General features: G+C 66.7%; 13 protein-coding genes. 10 read left to right on the forward strand and 3 right to left on the reverse strand.

Annotated features, from left to right (window positions below):
- Positions 1 to 83: 83 nt before the first annotated feature.
- Positions 84 to 737, forward strand: a complete 654-nt coding sequence (locus tag VGU00_RS17530; protein ID WP_327470848.1) for a response regulator transcription factor — start codon at positions 84 to 86, stop codon at positions 735 to 737.
- A 168-nt stretch (positions 738 to 905) separates the two neighbouring features.
- Here the strand turns inward: VGU00_RS17530 and VGU00_RS17535 are convergent, their stop codons facing one another.
- Complete coding sequence (locus VGU00_RS17535) at positions 906 to 1,958, reverse strand: ACP S-malonyltransferase (RefSeq protein ID WP_327470849.1); 1,053 nt, start codon at positions 1,956 to 1,958, stop codon at positions 906 to 908.
- Complete coding sequence (locus tag VGU00_RS17540) at positions 1,955 to 4,156, reverse strand: dehydrogenase E1 component subunit alpha/beta (protein WP_327470851.1); 2,202 nt, start codon at positions 4,154 to 4,156, stop codon at positions 1,955 to 1,957. The genes VGU00_RS17535 and VGU00_RS17540 overlap by 4 nt, the downstream gene beginning before the upstream one ends.
- Before the next feature lie 165 nt (positions 4,157 to 4,321).
- Between VGU00_RS17540 and VGU00_RS17545 the strand changes: the two genes are divergently transcribed.
- The 8 genes from VGU00_RS17545 to VGU00_RS17580 all read left to right on the forward strand — a co-directional run bounded on the left by VGU00_RS17545 (position 4,322) and on the right by VGU00_RS17580 (position 11,609).
- A complete protein-coding gene (locus VGU00_RS17545) occupies positions 4,322 to 5,017 on the forward strand; it encodes a DUF4129 domain-containing protein (protein ID WP_327470853.1) in 696 nt (231 codons plus the stop codon).
- The gene (locus VGU00_RS17550) at positions 5,014 to 6,246 is read left to right on the forward strand and encodes a DUF4350 domain-containing protein (protein WP_327470855.1); all 1,233 of its coding nucleotides are present in this window, start codon (positions 5,014 to 5,016) and stop codon (positions 6,244 to 6,246) included. Before VGU00_RS17545 ends, VGU00_RS17550 begins: the two co-directional genes overlap by 4 nt.
- Positions 6,247 to 6,343: 97 nt before the next feature.
- Positions 6,344 to 7,213 (forward strand): AAA family ATPase, encoded by an 870-nt coding sequence (locus VGU00_RS17555; protein WP_414713585.1) that lies wholly within the window; start codon positions 6,344 to 6,346, stop codon positions 7,211 to 7,213.
- Positions 7,210 to 8,526: a DUF58 domain-containing protein gene (locus VGU00_RS17560; protein ID WP_327470857.1), complete on the forward strand. Its 1,317-nt coding sequence runs from the start codon at positions 7,210 to 7,212 to the stop codon at positions 8,524 to 8,526. Before VGU00_RS17555 ends, VGU00_RS17560 begins: the two co-directional genes overlap by 4 nt.
- Positions 8,523 to 9,563 carry a stage II sporulation protein M gene (locus VGU00_RS17565; protein WP_327470859.1) on the forward strand — a complete coding sequence of 347 codons (1,041 nt, stop codon included), beginning with the start codon at positions 8,523 to 8,525 and terminating at the stop codon, positions 9,561 to 9,563. Before VGU00_RS17560 ends, VGU00_RS17565 begins: the two co-directional genes overlap by 4 nt.
- Positions 9,560 to 10,429, forward strand: coding sequence for an RDD family protein (locus tag VGU00_RS17570; RefSeq protein WP_327470861.1), 870 nt, complete (start codon positions 9,560 to 9,562; stop codon positions 10,427 to 10,429). The genes VGU00_RS17565 and VGU00_RS17570 overlap by 4 nt, the downstream gene beginning before the upstream one ends.
- A complete protein-coding gene (locus tag VGU00_RS17575; RefSeq protein ID WP_327470863.1) occupies positions 10,416 to 11,102 on the forward strand; it encodes a nitroreductase in 687 nt (228 codons plus the stop codon). Before VGU00_RS17570 ends, VGU00_RS17575 begins: the two co-directional genes overlap by 14 nt.
- 3 nt (positions 11,103 to 11,105) lie before the next feature.
- Positions 11,106 to 11,609 carry a hypothetical protein gene (locus VGU00_RS17580; RefSeq protein WP_327470864.1) on the forward strand — a complete coding sequence of 168 codons (504 nt, stop codon included), beginning with the start codon at positions 11,106 to 11,108 and terminating at the stop codon, positions 11,607 to 11,609.
- A 494-nt stretch (positions 11,610 to 12,103) separates the two neighbouring features.
- Here the strand turns inward: VGU00_RS17580 and VGU00_RS17585 are convergent, their stop codons facing one another.
- Positions 12,104 to 12,538: a hypothetical protein gene (locus tag VGU00_RS17585; protein ID WP_327470866.1), complete on the reverse strand. Its 435-nt coding sequence runs from the start codon at positions 12,536 to 12,538 to the stop codon at positions 12,104 to 12,106.
- A gap of 107 nt (positions 12,539 to 12,645) precedes the next feature.
- Between VGU00_RS17585 and gyrB the strand changes: the two genes are divergently transcribed.
- Positions 12,646 to 15,192: a DNA topoisomerase (ATP-hydrolyzing) subunit B gene (gyrB, locus tag VGU00_RS17590; RefSeq protein ID WP_327470868.1), complete on the forward strand. Its 2,547-nt coding sequence runs from the start codon at positions 12,646 to 12,648 to the stop codon at positions 15,190 to 15,192.
- The last annotated feature ends 107 nt before the right edge of the window (positions 15,193 to 15,299 follow it).

Consider the following 15,299-nt stretch of genomic DNA (forward strand, 5'->3'; position numbering starts at 1 on the left):
GCCAGCATCCTTGCCTCCGCAATGACGCGAAAACCGACCGGCCTGCGCTGGGCCTGCCGCGCGGCGCGCGGCAGCATCGCCGGGTGAATGACGCCGGGAGCCATATCCATCTCGTCCTGCCCGACCCCATCGAGCGCGCGGCCTGTTTTCGCGTGCTTGCGGGCGCCGGGCATGCAGTCGTCCGCAGTTTCGCGTCTGCCGACGACTGGATAGCCGCCGATGCCGATCGCGACGGCGGCATCCTGCTCTTTCACTGGCGCCAGCCCGGCGCGACGAGCGGCGCGGCCTTGCTCGACCGGGTCGCGGGACGCGCGGGAACGACGATTTTCGTTGCCGCGGAGCGGCTCGATATCGCAGAAACGCGCGCGATCCTGCGCGGCGGTGCGCGCGACCTGCTGCCCGCGCCGCTCGATCCGCACCTCGTCCGCCGGGCGATCGACCAGTCGCTGGGCGACTGGCGCCTCCGCCGCGACAGGCTGCAATGGCATCGCGAGGCCGAGGAACGGCTGGCGACGCTGACGCCGCGCGAACGCGACATATTGGACGCGATCGCGGCAGGGCTCGGCAACAAGGCGATCGCGCGGCGGCTCGACCTCAGCCCGCGAACGGTCGAGGTGCACCGCGCCAATATCATGCGCCGCGCGGGCGCGGGCAATGTCGCCGAGCTGCTGCACCTGCATTTCGTCGCGGCCTATGCGGGCACGGTGCCGCCCGATCCGGTCCGTTTCGGTGCATGATCGTCGCCGATACCGGCCAGCGATGCCGCGCGTTGCCTATAAGGATGATGAACGGCGTACCGCCCCTGAGTTGGTCCCCATGGGCGCTGCCGTTCATCCGCGCGGGGTCAACCCCACCTGACCCCGCGCAAACGACAGGGCCGGCGGAGACGTTCCTCTTCGTCGGCCCTATTGCGGTCCGGCGACGATCGCGCGCTGTTCGGCGCGCGCCATCGAAAGCAGGATGGGATCGGCCGCCTGCCGTGCCGCGAAGTCGGCCTTGCCGGCGATGCCCTGCCAGCCGATGCCGATCAGCGACTGCGCGATCGCGCCGCCCAACGTGTCGCCGGGGCCGGGCAGGATGACGACGTCGGGCGCATATTCGCGCATCGCCACCTGCACCGACAACGCGAAATCATAGGGCGCGAGGATCTGGTGGCCGAAGCTATAGTCCCACACCGCGGCCGGATCGGACGAGAAGCGGCGCCAGATATGGCCGCGGCCGTCGACCATCGGGATGGCAGGGCCGGAGAAGAGCGAGGCGGGGAGTTCGGCCTTTGCCTTGTCCGAGCTGCCGAACATCAACGGCGTGTGGAACGGGCCGTGGCCCGCGAGGCGCAGCGGGTCGCGTCCGGGGGTCGGCGGCGCTTCGGCGAGCAAGGCCGCAAGGCCCTCTTCATTGCCCGCGAACACGAGCATGCCGGCGAGGTCGATCGACAGTGCGAGCGCATGGCCGGGACGCGTGCCGATGTCGGCGACAAGGTCGAACAGATTTTCGCGCAGCCCCGCAACGGGGCGCCAGTCCTCGTCGACCACCTGCAGCAATATCTGCCCGCCGGGGCCGTGCGTCTGGCTGTTGAGCCCCATCGCGTTCGAAATGCGGAAGCCATCCTCGACCGACACCGCGCCGCCGAGCGCGAGCGCGCTGTACCAGCCCATCGAATTGCCCGCGACGGCGACGACGTCATATTTGTCGCGGTCGATGCTGAGCCAGTCGAGCGCGGTGGCGGTGTAGATCAAAGGCGCCGCGACATCGCCGCGCATATGGGTCGCGACGCTGAAGCGGTCGGCGCCGTCGAGTTCGCTGACCGTCGGCTGGCCGCGCTCGCGGCGCTGCGCGTCGAAATTCGCGATCCGGTCGGCGAAGTGCACACCGTGGAGGCGCGCAATGCTGCCAAGCTCGCCCTTGCCATAAGTGCCTCGGCCGGGCGCGACGACGAGTGCGGTCTTACGCGCGCTCATGCCAGAAGCTCCTTCGCGGCGGCATAGATCGAATCGCGGCTCGGCAATGTCAGCGTCGCCGCCCTGCCCAGCGGGATGAAGCTGTCGTCGGCGGCGATGCGCTTCAGCTTCTTGTCCGGCGTGCGCTCGACGAAAGTCGCCATCAGCGCTTCGCTCTGCGAGCCGGTGATGCGGCATTCGTCGACGATCAGGATGCGTTTCGCATCGCCGACCGCGGCGACGAGCTTGTCCTCGTCGACGGGGCCGAGCCAGCGCAGGTCGATCACGCGCGCCTTGACGCCATCGGCGGCGAGCAACTTCTCGGCCTGGCGCGAAAGATAAAAGCCGTTGCCATAGGTGACGATCGCGAGGTCGGTGCCAGCGCCATGGACTCCCACGTCGCCGAAGCGGATCGGCGTTTCCGAGCCGGGCGCTTCATAGACGCTGGTCCACAGGCCATCGCCCTCTTCGTGCAGGTCGCGCGTCATGTAGAGCGCGATCGGTTCGACGAAGACGACGACGCGCTGTTCCTCGCGCGCGAGACGCACGCATTCGCGGAGCATCGCGACCGCATCGCGCCCGTTCGACGGCACCGCGAGGATGACGCCCGGAATGTCGCGGAAGACCGCAAGGCTGTTGTCGTTGTGGAAATGCCCGCCGAACCCCTTCTGGTAACCGAGCCCCGCGATGCGGAGCACCATCGGGTTGGTATATTGGCCGTCCGAGAAGAAGCTCAATGTCGCGGCCTCGCCGCGGATCTGGTCTTCGGCATTGTGGACATAGGCGAGGAACTGAATCTCCGGCATCGGCAGGAAGCCGTTGTGCGCCATGCCGATCGCGAGCCCGAGGATCGCCTGTTCGTCGAGCAGCGTGTTGACGACGCGCGCCGACCCGAAGCGCTGGTGCAGCTTGGCGGTGACGTTGTAGACGCCGCCCTTCGGCCCGACATCCTCGCCGGCAACGACGATTTCCTTGTGCGCGAGCATCAGGTCGGCGAGCGCCCAGCTCAAAAGCCGCGCCATGTGCATCGGCTTGTCCATCTGTCCCGCGTCGCTGCCGAACATCGCCTTGCGATCCTCGTCCGACGGCGTGTTGACGCGCGCCACCTCGCGCTTCGGCGGGATCAGGCTCTGCATCACATGCGCCGGCGTCGTGATCTTCGGGCGCAGGATCGCCGCCTCGGCCTGCCGCGCGAGGGTAGCGCCGATCTCTTCATAGGCCTCGGCGATCTCGGCGCGCGTCATCCAGCCCTGTTCGGCCATCAGCGCCGCGCCGGCGAGCAGCGGGTCGCGCGCCTCGTCGGCCTCGATCAGCGCCTTGGGCAGATAGGCGCCCTGCACGTCGGACCCGGCGTGGCCATACAGCCGCACCGTACCCATGTGGAGGAAGACGGGTTTGCGATAGCGGCGCGCATAGTCGGCGGCTTCGCACGCCCCGGCATAGGCCGAGACGAGGTCGGTGCCATCGCATTTGATATAGTGGAGCCCCGCGCGGTGGCGGAACTGCGCCTCGATCCAGCCCGTGGGCGTGCGCGTCGAAATGCCGATGCCATTATCCTCGCACAGGAAGATGAGCGGCATCGGCGAGCCCTGGAACGCCGCCCAGCCCGCGGTATTGAACGCGCCCTGCGCGGTCGAATGGTTCGCCGACGCATCGCCGAAGCTGGTCAGCACCACCGCATCGTCGGGAAGCGGCAAGTCCTTCATCCCCTGCCGGCGCGCGATGCCGATCGAGAAGGCCGCGCCGACCGCCTTGGGAAGATGCGAGGCGATGGTCGAGGTTTGCGGCGGGATGGCGAGCGGCTTCGAGCCGATCACCTTGTGCCGCCCGCCCGAAATCGGGTCTTCGCTCGACGCGGCGAAGCTCAGCAGCATGTCCCACGTCGGATTCTGCCCGGGCAGCTGGCGCGCGCGGTGAAGCTGGAAGGCGTTCGAGCGATAGTGGAGGAAGGCCATGTCGGTGACGCGCAGCGCCGCCGCGACCGCGGCATTGCCTTCGTGCCCCGACGATCCGATCGTATAGAAACCCTCGCCGCGCGCCTGCAGATGGCGCGACAATCGGTCCATCTGGCGGCTTGTGAGCTGCGACAGGAAGATGTCGGTGGCGTCCGCGCGCGACAGGCCCGCGGTCGCCGGATCGGGCGCGTCGGCCCGGTCGGGCAAACTTCCCTGTGCCAGCGCCGCGAGGAATTTTTCATGTACCGCTTGCGCCGCGTCCACCTGTCTCTCCTGTCTCGCAGCCCTGGTTACGAACGTAACGAACCGGCCGATTTCGCCGCGCGCTATAACGGGGCCGTCCGGCGCGCAAGCATCTCTTGCCTTGCCTCACCCGCTCGCGCTACCACCATAAACGATGAACGACCGGGGCGGGGCCACAATTTCAACATGATATCCTTGTGGATTGCACAAGCCTCGGCCGCATCCGACCCGCCCCGCGAGGGCTGGCTGGTCGATCCCGAGCTCGTCGACCCCGGCTATAGCCAGACGATCGCCGGCGGCCAGATCCAGACCGCCTTCCCCCCACCGCCACCGGTTCCACAGACGCCCGAATGGTTGAAATCGCTGGCCGAGGCGATCGCCAGTTTTTTCAGATGGAGCGCGCCTGCGGCGACACCGCTGCTCTGGATCGCCGTTGCGGTCATCATACTCCTGCTCCTCTATTTCTTCGTGCCACCCTTTGCGCGCTGGGTCGACAATCTGCGGTTTCGGCGCAAGGCCGACGATGACGAGGCCCACGACGGGATCGGCCTGGTCGAAGCGGGCGCCGCGCGCGCGCTGCTTGCCGAGGCCGATGCCCTCGCCGCCGAAGGGCGCTTTGCCGAAGCGGTCCACCTGCTGCTCTATCGCAGCGTCGAGGATATCGAAGGCCGGCGCCCGGGGCTGGTGAAACCCGCGATGACATCGCGCGACCTTGCCGAAGCGCGCGACCTGCCCTCGGTCGCGCGCGACGCGTTCAGCCGCATCGCGCGCGCCGTCGAAATCAGCCTGTTCGGCGGCCGCGCGATCGACAGCGGCGCATGGGACCAGTGCCGCGCGGCCTATGCCGAAATGACGGTACCGAAGAATTGGGCGCGGGCATGAACCATGCGGACGCCAGCGATCATGGCTTCAACCCGCGCCTGATGGCCGGGCTGGTGGCGGTCGGCGTCATCGCCTTCATCGCACTCTGGGCGCTGATCGCGCTTGGCCCACAGCTTTCGAGCGGCAATGACGGCGGCGGCCACGCGCTGTCGAAGGCCGCGCCCGGTTATGCCGGCATCGTCGACCTGGTCGAGCGTTCGGGCGCGACGGTCGAGCTGCGACGCACCACCACGCCCGTCGTTTACGAGGCATATGAACCGCTATTGGTATTGACGCCGACGCACCGGACCAAGGCGAGCGAACTCGCCGAGCTGCTCGCGGCGCAGGAGGGCCGGATTCTCGTCGTGCTGCCCAAATGGGTCACCGCGCGCGTTCCGAACGCGGACGTCAAACCGGGATGGGTCGCGGGCGGTTTCGCGACGACTCCTCCCGGCAGCCTCCTACCGACCGACTATTTCGGCACCGTCGCGGTGAAAGCGGCGGCCAGCAAGGCACAACCCTTGCCCGTGGATATCGCGAGCCACCGTTTTACCGCCATCCTTCCCGACAAGATCCAGACAGTCGAAGGCGACCGGCTCGAAACGCTGATCGCTGGCCCGCAGGGCGGCGCGGTGCTGGCGCGCCTGCAGGACCGCGATATCTATATTCTCGCCGATCCGGACCTGATCAACAATTTCGCTTTTGCATCGCGCGACAAGGCGCGTGCCGCGGTGATGCTTGTCGATGCCGTCGGCGAGGACGCCGACGCCAGCGGTCTCGCCTTCGACCTGACGCTCAACGGTTTCGGCGGAGGGCGCTCGCTGCTCCGCTTCGCCTTTGTCCCGCCCTTCATCGGCATCACGCTCTGCCTGATCGCGGCCGGGCTGCTGGCGTTGTGGCAGGCGTGGATGCGCTTTGGTCCGGCGCTGAAACCGGGGCGCGCCATCCCCGTGTCGAAGGCGGCGCTGATCGCGAACAGCGCCGACCTGATCAAGCAGGCGCGGCGCGAACTCGACGGCGCCGATGCGTATGTGAAGAGCCAGCGCACAGCGATCGCGCGGCGGCTGCACGCCCCCGCGGGGCTCGACGATGCCGCGACCGATCGCTGGATCGACCGGCATTTGCGTGCGGGAAGCGAGCTTTTCTCCAGCCTTGCGCGGCGCCTGCCGCTCGCGCGCAACACCCATGAATTCCTTGCAGACGCACAGGCGCTGCACGACATCAGGAAGGATCTGCTCCGTGACAACTAATCCCGCCCCGCAAGGGGTCGCGAGCGTCCAGGCGCTCGGTGCCGCGATCGAAGGCGAAGTCGCCAAGGTCGTGTTCGGGCAGGGGCCGCTGACCCGCATGGTGACGATCGCGCTGCTCGCGGGCGGGCATGTCCTTCTCGAAGGCCCGCCGGGAACCGCGAAGACCCTGCTGGCACAGGCTTTTGCCCGCGCGGTCGGGCTCGATTTCGGGCGCATCCAGTTCACCCCCGACCTGATGCCCGGCGATATCCTGGGGTCGAACCTGTTCAACTTCCAGACGTCGAGCTTCAGCCTGACCAAGGGGCCGATCTTCACCGAGCTGCTGCTCGCCGACGAAATCAACCGCACCCCGCCGAAGACGCAGGCGGCGCTGCTCGAGGCGATGCAGGAACGGCGCGTGACGATCAACGGCGAGCCGCACGCGATGAGCCCGCGCTTCACTGTGCTCGCGACGCAGAACCCGATCGAACAGCAGGGCGTCTATCCGCTGCCCGAAGCGCAGCTCGACCGCTTCCTGTTCAAACTCGTCGTCGACTATCCCGACGCCGCCGAGGAACGCCGCATCGTCGCCGACCATGGCGGCCGCTTCAAAAGCCCGGTGGTCGGCGATTTCGGGGTCACGCAGGTCGCCGATGCGAAGACGATCGAAGCCGCGATCGACACGATCGCGAATGTCCGGCTCGCCGAGGAGATCGTCGATTATATCGTCCGCCTCGTCCGCGCGACGCGCGAGAGCGCCGACCTCGAGTGCGGCGCCAGCCCGCGCGCCGCGACGTTGCTGGCGCGCGCTGCCTGCGCCGCGGCGGCGCTCGACGGGCGCGACTATGTGATCCCCGACGATATCCAGCGCCTCGCTGCCGGGGTGCTGCGCCACCGCGTCATCCTGTCGGCGGCGGCCGAGATCGAGGGACGCAATGTCGAGCAGATCGTCGCGGCACTGCTCGAACGCGAGGAAGTCCCGCGGTGATCTATCCGACGCGGCGCGCGATATATCTGCTGCTGCTGGGCGCCCCGATGGCGCTCGCGCTCGGGCTCGTGCGGCCCGAGCTGTGGCTCGTCGCGCCGGGCTGGATCGCCGTCATCCTCGCCTGCCTGTTCCTCGACGCCATCGCGGGGTCGAGCCCGCGCCGGCTCAGCCTCGACGCGCGCTTTCCACACCAGGTAGGTGTCGGCGACGGCTTCGACCTGTCACTCGCGGCCGGTGGCAGCGCGATCCCGCCGCGTGCCGAGATCGCGCTCGCGCTCGACGAGCGGCTGGCCGAGGGCGGTCGCCTTGCCGGCGACATGCGCCGGACCGACGCCGGCGACATGCTGCTGCGCACGATCCCGCTCGCCGCGTCGCGGCGCGGACAGGCGCAGATCGAGGCGCTGTGGATTCGCTGGGCCGGGCCGCTCGGCCTCCTGTGGAAACAGCGAAAGTTCGTAATCGACGGTGCGATCAATGTCGTCCCCAGCCTGCGCGCGGTGACCGAAGAGGGCAGCCGCTTGTTCCAGCGCAACAGCTGGTTCGGGCTTCGCCAGCAGCGCCTTCGCGGCGAGGGCAGCGAATATGAGGCGCTTGCCGAATTTCAGCCGGGGATGGACCGGCGCGCGATCGACTGGAACGCGTCGGCGCGCCACGTCAAATTGCTCGCCAAGGAATATCGCGTCGAGCGCGACAATCGCGTCGTCCTCGCGATCGACGGCGGACGCACGATGGCCGAGCCCGTCGGCGGCATGCCGCGCGTCGACCGCGCCGTCTCGGCGGCGCTGCTGCTTGCCTATGTCGGGCTCAAATTGAACGACCGGATCAGCCTCTTCTCCTTCGCCGCCAAGCCGCACACGCTGACTCCCGCCTATATGCACACGCAGGATTTCCCAGCGCTGCAGCGCGCCGCCAGCCTGATCGACTATGCGCATGTCGAAAGCAATTTCACCCTCGCGCTCACCACATTGAGCGCGCAGCTCAACCGCCGGTCGCTGATCATCCTGTTCACCGAATTCACCGATGCGACGAGCGCCGACCTGATGATCCGGGCGGCCGGGCGGCTGGTGAAGAAGCACCGGTTGCTGTTCGTCGTGATCCGCGACGAAGAGCTTGAGAGCGAAGAACGGCGACGCCCCGAAACCGGTGCCGACGTCACGCGGTCGAACGTCGCCGCGGCGATGCTACGCGACCGCCAGCTCGTGATCGCGCGGCTCCAGCGTTTGGGGGCGGATGTCATCGAGGTCCCGGCCGACGCAATGGGGGCAACCGCGGTCGAGGCCTATCTCGGCATCAAAAGGGCGGGCAGCCTGTGATCCCGCCCGCCGCCACCGCCCGTACGATCGAAGCGCCCAGCTTTTCGAGCGGCCGCTTTCGCGCCGAACGCGAAGCCGACTGGATCGTCTTCGACCTGCTGCTGACCAAGCTCGAGAAGAAAGGCGCGACGGCGCTCACCAGCGACGAGCTGTTGCAATTGCCCCTGCTCTATCGTGCGACGCTGTCGTCGCTGTCGATCGCGCGCGCGACGAGTCTCGACAAGGCGCTGCTCGATCATCTCGAAGCGCTGTCGATCCGCGGCTATTTCCTCGTCTATGGCGTGCGCGAAAGCCGCTGGAACCGAATCCGCCGTTTCTTCCTCTACGACTGGCCCGCCGCGATACGGTCGGTGTGGAAGGAAACGATCGTCATTTCGCTGATCATCCTGCTCGGCGCACTGACCAGCTACTCGCTCGTCGCGAACAATCCCGAATGGTATTTCAATTTCGTCGACGAAGAGATGTCGGGCGGGCGCGATCCGCGCGCGACCGCCGAATATCTGCAATCGACGCTCGGCCATGGAAAGGCGGCGACCGACGAGAAGGAAAGCGGGCTGCACGTGTTCGCGACCTATTTGTTCACACACAACAGCCGCGTGTCGATCCTGTCCTTCGCGCTCGGCTTCGCGTTCGGCGTGCCGACGATGATGCTCGAATATTATCAGGGGATCGGGCTCGGCGCGATGATCGCGGTCTTTTCCGCCAAGGGTCTCGGATTCGATTTCGGCGGCTGGTTGTTCATCCACGGGACGACCGAGCTGTTCGCCGCCGCGCTGTCGGGCGCGGCGGGGCTGCGCATCGGCACTGCGGTGGTTTTTCCCGGCGCGCGCGGACGGCTGCAGGCGGCGGCCGATGCCGGGCGGACCGCGGGCAAGGTGATGGTCGGGGTCATATTGATGCTGTTCGTCGCCGGGCTGCTCGAAGGATTCGGGCGCCAGCTCATTACCGATACGATGCTGCGCTATGCGATCGGATCGCTGATGCTGCTGTTCTGGCTCGCCTATTATTACATCCCGCGGCGCGAGGATGTGACGTGACCGCTGCTACCACCAATGCGAAACAGCGCGCCGCCGGGGCGAAAAAGATCCGCCAGTTCATCACCCCCGAAGGTGTCGACCTCGAACTGAAGATCGCAAGTTCGGGTCTGCGTTTCGGCGCGCTGATAGTCGATGTCGTCCTGATCCTCGTGGCGCTGATCCTCTTCACCCTGCTGATGATCTGGATCGGCGTCGGCTCCGGATCGGACGTTACCGTCGTCATCTGGATGCTCGGCGCCTTTGTGCTGCGGACCTTCTGGTTCATCGGGTTCGAACTGGGCTCTCGCGCAGCGACGCCGGGCAAAAGATTGATGGGCATTCGCGTCGTCGCACGCGACGGCGGCCGTCTGACCGCCGATGCCGTCGTCGCGCGCAACCTGATCCGCGAACTCGAACTCTTCCTGCCGCTGATGATGATGGGCACCGCTGCGGCCGAAGACATGGCGTCGGCGTGGACGATCGTCGCGGGCATCGCCTGGTCGCTGACGCTCAGCCTGTTCCTGCTGTTCAATCGCGACCGGATGCGGATGGGCGACCTGATCGCCGGGACCTGGGTGGTAATGGCCCGGCGCGCGAAACTCGACGCCGATATCGGGGTCGACGCCGCAGGCGAGGCGATGGCCTTTACCGAAGCCGAGCTGTCGGTTTACGGTATTTTCGAACTGCAGGAGCTCGAACGCGTGCTGCGCAGCCGCGACCCACGCGCAATGCGCGAAGTCGCCGATACGATCCGCGCGAAGATCGGCCGTCCCGTCGCCGAAGAGGATGACGTCTTCCTCCTTTCCTATTACCGCCAGCTGAAGGCCCGGCTCGAACGCAAATTGCTGTTCGGCAAGCGTCGAGAGGATAAATATGCCAGCGACTGATACGAGCGTTACCGGGGCCCTTCACGCGCGCCGGTCGGTGCGCGCTTTCACCGACCGGCCGGTTGACCCCGCGCTGCTGAAAGAGATTTTCGCCACGGCACAGCGCGCGCCGTCGGGGGGCAATCTGCAGCCCTGGCAGGTGACGGTGCTGACCGGAGAACCCTGGCAGGCGGTCAAGGATGCGGTCGCCGCACGGATCGCGATGGGGCGCGAAGGGCAGGAACCCGAATATGACATCTACCCGCGCGCACTGACCGAACCCTGGACCGACCGGCGGTTCGGGGTCGGCGAGGCGCTCTACGCGTCGCTCGGCATTCCGCGCGAGGACAAGGCGGGGCGGCTCGCTCGGTTCATGGACAATTACCGGGGTTTCGACGCACCGGTGATGCTTTTCCTCCATTGCTCGCGCATCATGGGCCCGCCGCAATGGTCGGACATGGGCATGTGGCTGCAATCGGTGATGTTGCTGCTCGTCGAACATGGCCTCGCCAGCTGCCCGCAGGAATGCTGGGCAATGTACGGCGCGACGATCCGCCGAACGCTAGGGCTGGACGACGGGCAGATTTTGTTCACCGGGCTCGCGATCGGCTATGCCGATACCGACGCTGCGGTGAACCAGTGGGCGGTGCCGCGCGCGCCGCTCGATGAAGTGATCGACTGGAAGGGATTTTAGGGGATGAGCAAGTCCGGGTTTCGCTTTGCGATGGCAGCGACGCTGACGCTGGCCGTCGCGGGCTGCACCGCGATCCCGACGCCGGAGGCACCGCCCCCGCCCGCGCCGCGCCCGGTCGCCCCGGCGCCGACGCCCGCACCGCTGCCGACCCCGACCGCAGGATGGGAAGACCGTGCGGTCGATCGCGGCGCCTGGCGTTATGACGCGGGCAGCCGCACCGCCGCTTTCATCCCGACCGGCAGCGCGAACCCGCTGCTCAGCATGTCGTGTGACGGCGGCGGCATCCGCATGACCTCGTCGCTCTCGGGCAATGTCAGCCTGCGCACGAGCGCGGGTACCGACCAGATCCGGTTCGACGGCGGCAGCGCGAGCCTCACCAACCGCGATCCGCGGCTCGACCGCATCGCGTTCAGCCGCGGCCGCTTTGCGCTCGAAACGCCGGGCGGCAGCGCGCTGACGCTACCGGTGCAGTCGGAAATCGGGCGCGTGATCGAGGATTGCCGATAGACGGGATGTCGGCTTAGGGGTGGAAAGCTGCCGTCCGCAGCTCTTATGTGCACCCCGGCGAAAGCCGGGGCCCATCTTCCCACGGCGCTACCGGGCCCCGGCTTTCGCCGGGGTTCACATCTCTATCGGCCGCTTCCCTCTCTCCGTCATCCCGGGCTTGACCCGGGATCCGCCTTTGCCTTCAAGAAGGCAGGCCCCGGATCAAGTCCGGGGTGACGACGGTGGAGAGGTCAGCTTCCGCTCGTTTCCAGTCATTCGTCACCCCCCATCTTATCTCGGGGCGACGAAAGAAAGAGTGCTTTCCTACATTATCCAGCTGTGTCAGCCTGACCGCTGGCTCTTTGGATCGTCGATTATCATCCGCCAGCGGCGCGCTTCCCCATCGCCCCTAAAGCGACAAAGGAGACAGTTTCGGCGCGCTTGTCCGTATCCTTTGTCGCCTTAAGGCCACAAAGGAGACAAACCTGACAGGCGCATGCGGGGCTTTTGTGGCTTTAACCGCCCAGTTGGACCGTCCCGCCCTTGATCCAGCCCCAGCGGCAGGGGCCCTGATATTCGCGGACGTTCTGCACCGACTTGCCGACGCCACACATGTCGGGATCGGTTCCCGGCGCCGCGAAGACGATACCGAACCAGGCGTCATTGTCGGCCGCCTCGCACAGCGAGACGCGCGCTCCGCCGGCGAGCTTCGCCTTGACCGCGCGCGCCTCGCCCGGCGCCCAATAAACGTCGGTGCCGCCCGCCTTGACGCGGCTGATGCTCGAACAGGCGGGCAGGCTCGGCCCTTCGGTTCCGATCATCACCGCGCGCGTTGCGATGGGCTCGCCGGCGAGCGCCGGCGCATTGTCGGCGGGCGGTGCGGGCTGGCTGCAAGCCGTGAGCGCGGCAACGGAAAGGGCGACGAAAGGCAAAGCGATACGATGTTTCATGGACAGGAAACTAGCCGCCGTGGCGCGACGGCGCAACGTTCGTCGCCAGATAGCCGAGAGCCGCATTTTCGCTTGGGTTTTGCGGCCTTCGACCCTATATAATCGCTATGACGGACACCCCAGAAAATACGGCGCCGGTTGCGCCCGCAAATCAGCCCAACACCAACGCCTATGGCGCCGATTCGATCAAGGTCCTGAAGGGCCTCGACGCCGTGCGCAAACGGCCGGGCATGTATATCGGTGACACCGACGACGGGTCGGGCCTGCACCACATGGTGTTCGAGGTGTCGGACAATGCGATCGACGAAGCCCTCGCGGGGCATTGCGACCTCGTCCTGATCACGCTCAACAGCGACGGATCGGTCAGCGTCGAGGACAATGGCCGCGGCATCCCGACGGGAATCCACGCCGAGGAAGGCATTTCGGCCGCCGAGGTCATCATGACCCAGCTCCACGCGGGCGGCAAGTTCGAGAACACCAGCGACGACAATGCGTACAAGGTTTCGGGCGGCCTGCACGGCGTGGGCGTCTCGGTCGTCAACGCGCTCAGCGAATGGCTCGAACTCACGATCTGGCGCGACGGCGAAGAGCATTGGATGCGCTTCGAACATGGCGATTCGGTTGCGCCGCTGAAGGTCAACGGTCCCGCGCCCGCGGGCAAGAAGGGCACGCGTGTGACCTTCATGGCATCGACCGAGACGTTCAAGAATGTCACCGAATTCGATTTCGAAAAGCTCGAGCATCGGTACCGCGAGCTCGCCTTCCTCAATTCGGGCGTCCGCATCAAGCTCGTCGATGCGCGCCACGCCGAGCATGAAAGCCATGATCTCTTTTACGAGGGCGGGATCGCGGCGTTCGTCAAATATCTCGACCGCAACAAGAATGCGCTGCTGCCCGATCCGATCGCGATCAGCAGCGAGCGCGACGGCATCGGCATCGATGTCGCGCTCGAGTGGAACGACAGCTATTATGAAAACGTCCTCTGCTTCACGAACAACATCCCGCAGCGCGACGGCGGCACGCACCTCGCGGCCTTCCGCGCCGCGCTGACGCGCACATTGAACGGCTATGGCGAAAAGTCGGGGATGCTGAAGAAGGAAAAGGTCTCGCTGACCGGCGAGGATATGCGCGAAGGGCTGACCGCGATCGTTTCAGTCAAGCTTCCCGATCCCAAGTTCAGTTCGCAGACCAAGGACAAGCTGGTTTCCTCCGAAGTCCGCCAGCCGCTCGAAAGCCTGATGGCCGACCGGATGACCGAATGGCTCGAGGAAAATCCCGCAAATGCGAAAGCGGTGATCCAGAAGGTGATCGACGCCGCCGCGGCGCGCGAAGCCGCGAAGAAGGCGCGCGAACTGACGCGGCGCAAGGGCGCGATGGATATCGCGAGCCTGCCCGGCAAGCTCGCCGACTGCCAGGAACGCGATCCCTCGAAGTGCGAACTCTTCCTCGTCGAGGGTGACTCGGCAGGCGGATCGGCGAAGCAGGGCCGCGACCGGCACGTACAGGCGATCCTGCCCTTGAAGGGCAAGATTTTGAACGTCGAGCGCGCACGCTTCGACCGCATCATTTCGTCGAAGGAAGTCGGCACGCTGATCCAGGCGCTCGGCACGGGTATCCGCGACGAGTTCAACCTCGAAAAGCTGCGCTACCACAAGATCGTGATCATGACCGACGCAGACGTCGACGGCGCGCATATCCGCACGCTGCTGCTCACCTTCTTCTATCGCCAGATGCCCGAAATCATCGAGGCGGGCCATCTCTACATCGCCCAGCCGCCGCTCTACAAGGTCGCGAAGGGGCGGAGCGAGGTCTATCTGAAGGACGATACCGCGCTCGAAAATTACCTCGTCGATGCCGGCATCGACGCGCTGCTGCTCGAAACGCCGGGCGGCGCTCGGTCGGGACAGGATCTGCGCGGGCTGATCGACCATGGCCGACGCCTGCGCGCGCTGATGCGCTACGTCCCGCGCAACCTCAATCACGGGCTCGTCGAGGCGCTCGCACTCACCGGCGCACTCGACCCCGAACTCGACACGGCGGGCCGCCACAGCGCCGCCGCGACCGCCGCGACGTGGCTCAATGCCGCCGAGCGTGCACTGACCGGCGGCGCCGAGGCGGTGTGGACTGTCGAGGCCGTCGAAGGCGGCGGCTATACGCTCGAACGCCGCTGGCGCGGGGTCAGCGACCATCATGCGATCGACGCGGGCTTCCTCGCCAGCCAGGAAGCGCGCCGCCTGCACAAGCTCGCCGCCGAACAGGCCGACAGCTACGCCCGTCCCGGCCGGCTGGTGAAGGCCACCGGCGCGGCGGCCGAGGTCGAAGCCGAGACGCCCGATGGCGAAGAGGGCGATCTGCCCGCAGCCACGAACGCCAAGGCCAACCCGGTCACCCGCCCGTCCGAGCTGCTCGAGGCGATCTTTGCGCACAGCCGCAAGGGCCTTGCGATCAGTCGTTACAAGGGGCTGGGCGAGATGAATGCCGAGCAATTGTGGGAAACCACGCTCGACCCCGCCAATCGCTCGCTGCTGCGCGTCGAAGCCGAACAGGCCGATGTCGCGCACGAAATCTTCGAACGCCTGATGGGCGATGAGGTCGAACCGCGGCGCGATTTCATCCAGACGAATGCGCTTTCGGTGGCCAATCTCGACGTCTGAAAGCACATCCGGCCGCAATTTCGGTTCCGTTTAACGCGCGGCGGCTTGCCTTGGCAGGCCGCCGCTGCTTTTGGCCCTCCACCGAAAAGGGGAGGATGTCATGCGGG

The sequence above is a fragment of the Sphingopyxis sp. genome (assembly GCF_035944815.1).
GTDB lineage: Bacteria > Pseudomonadota > Alphaproteobacteria > Sphingomonadales > Sphingomonadaceae > Sphingopyxis.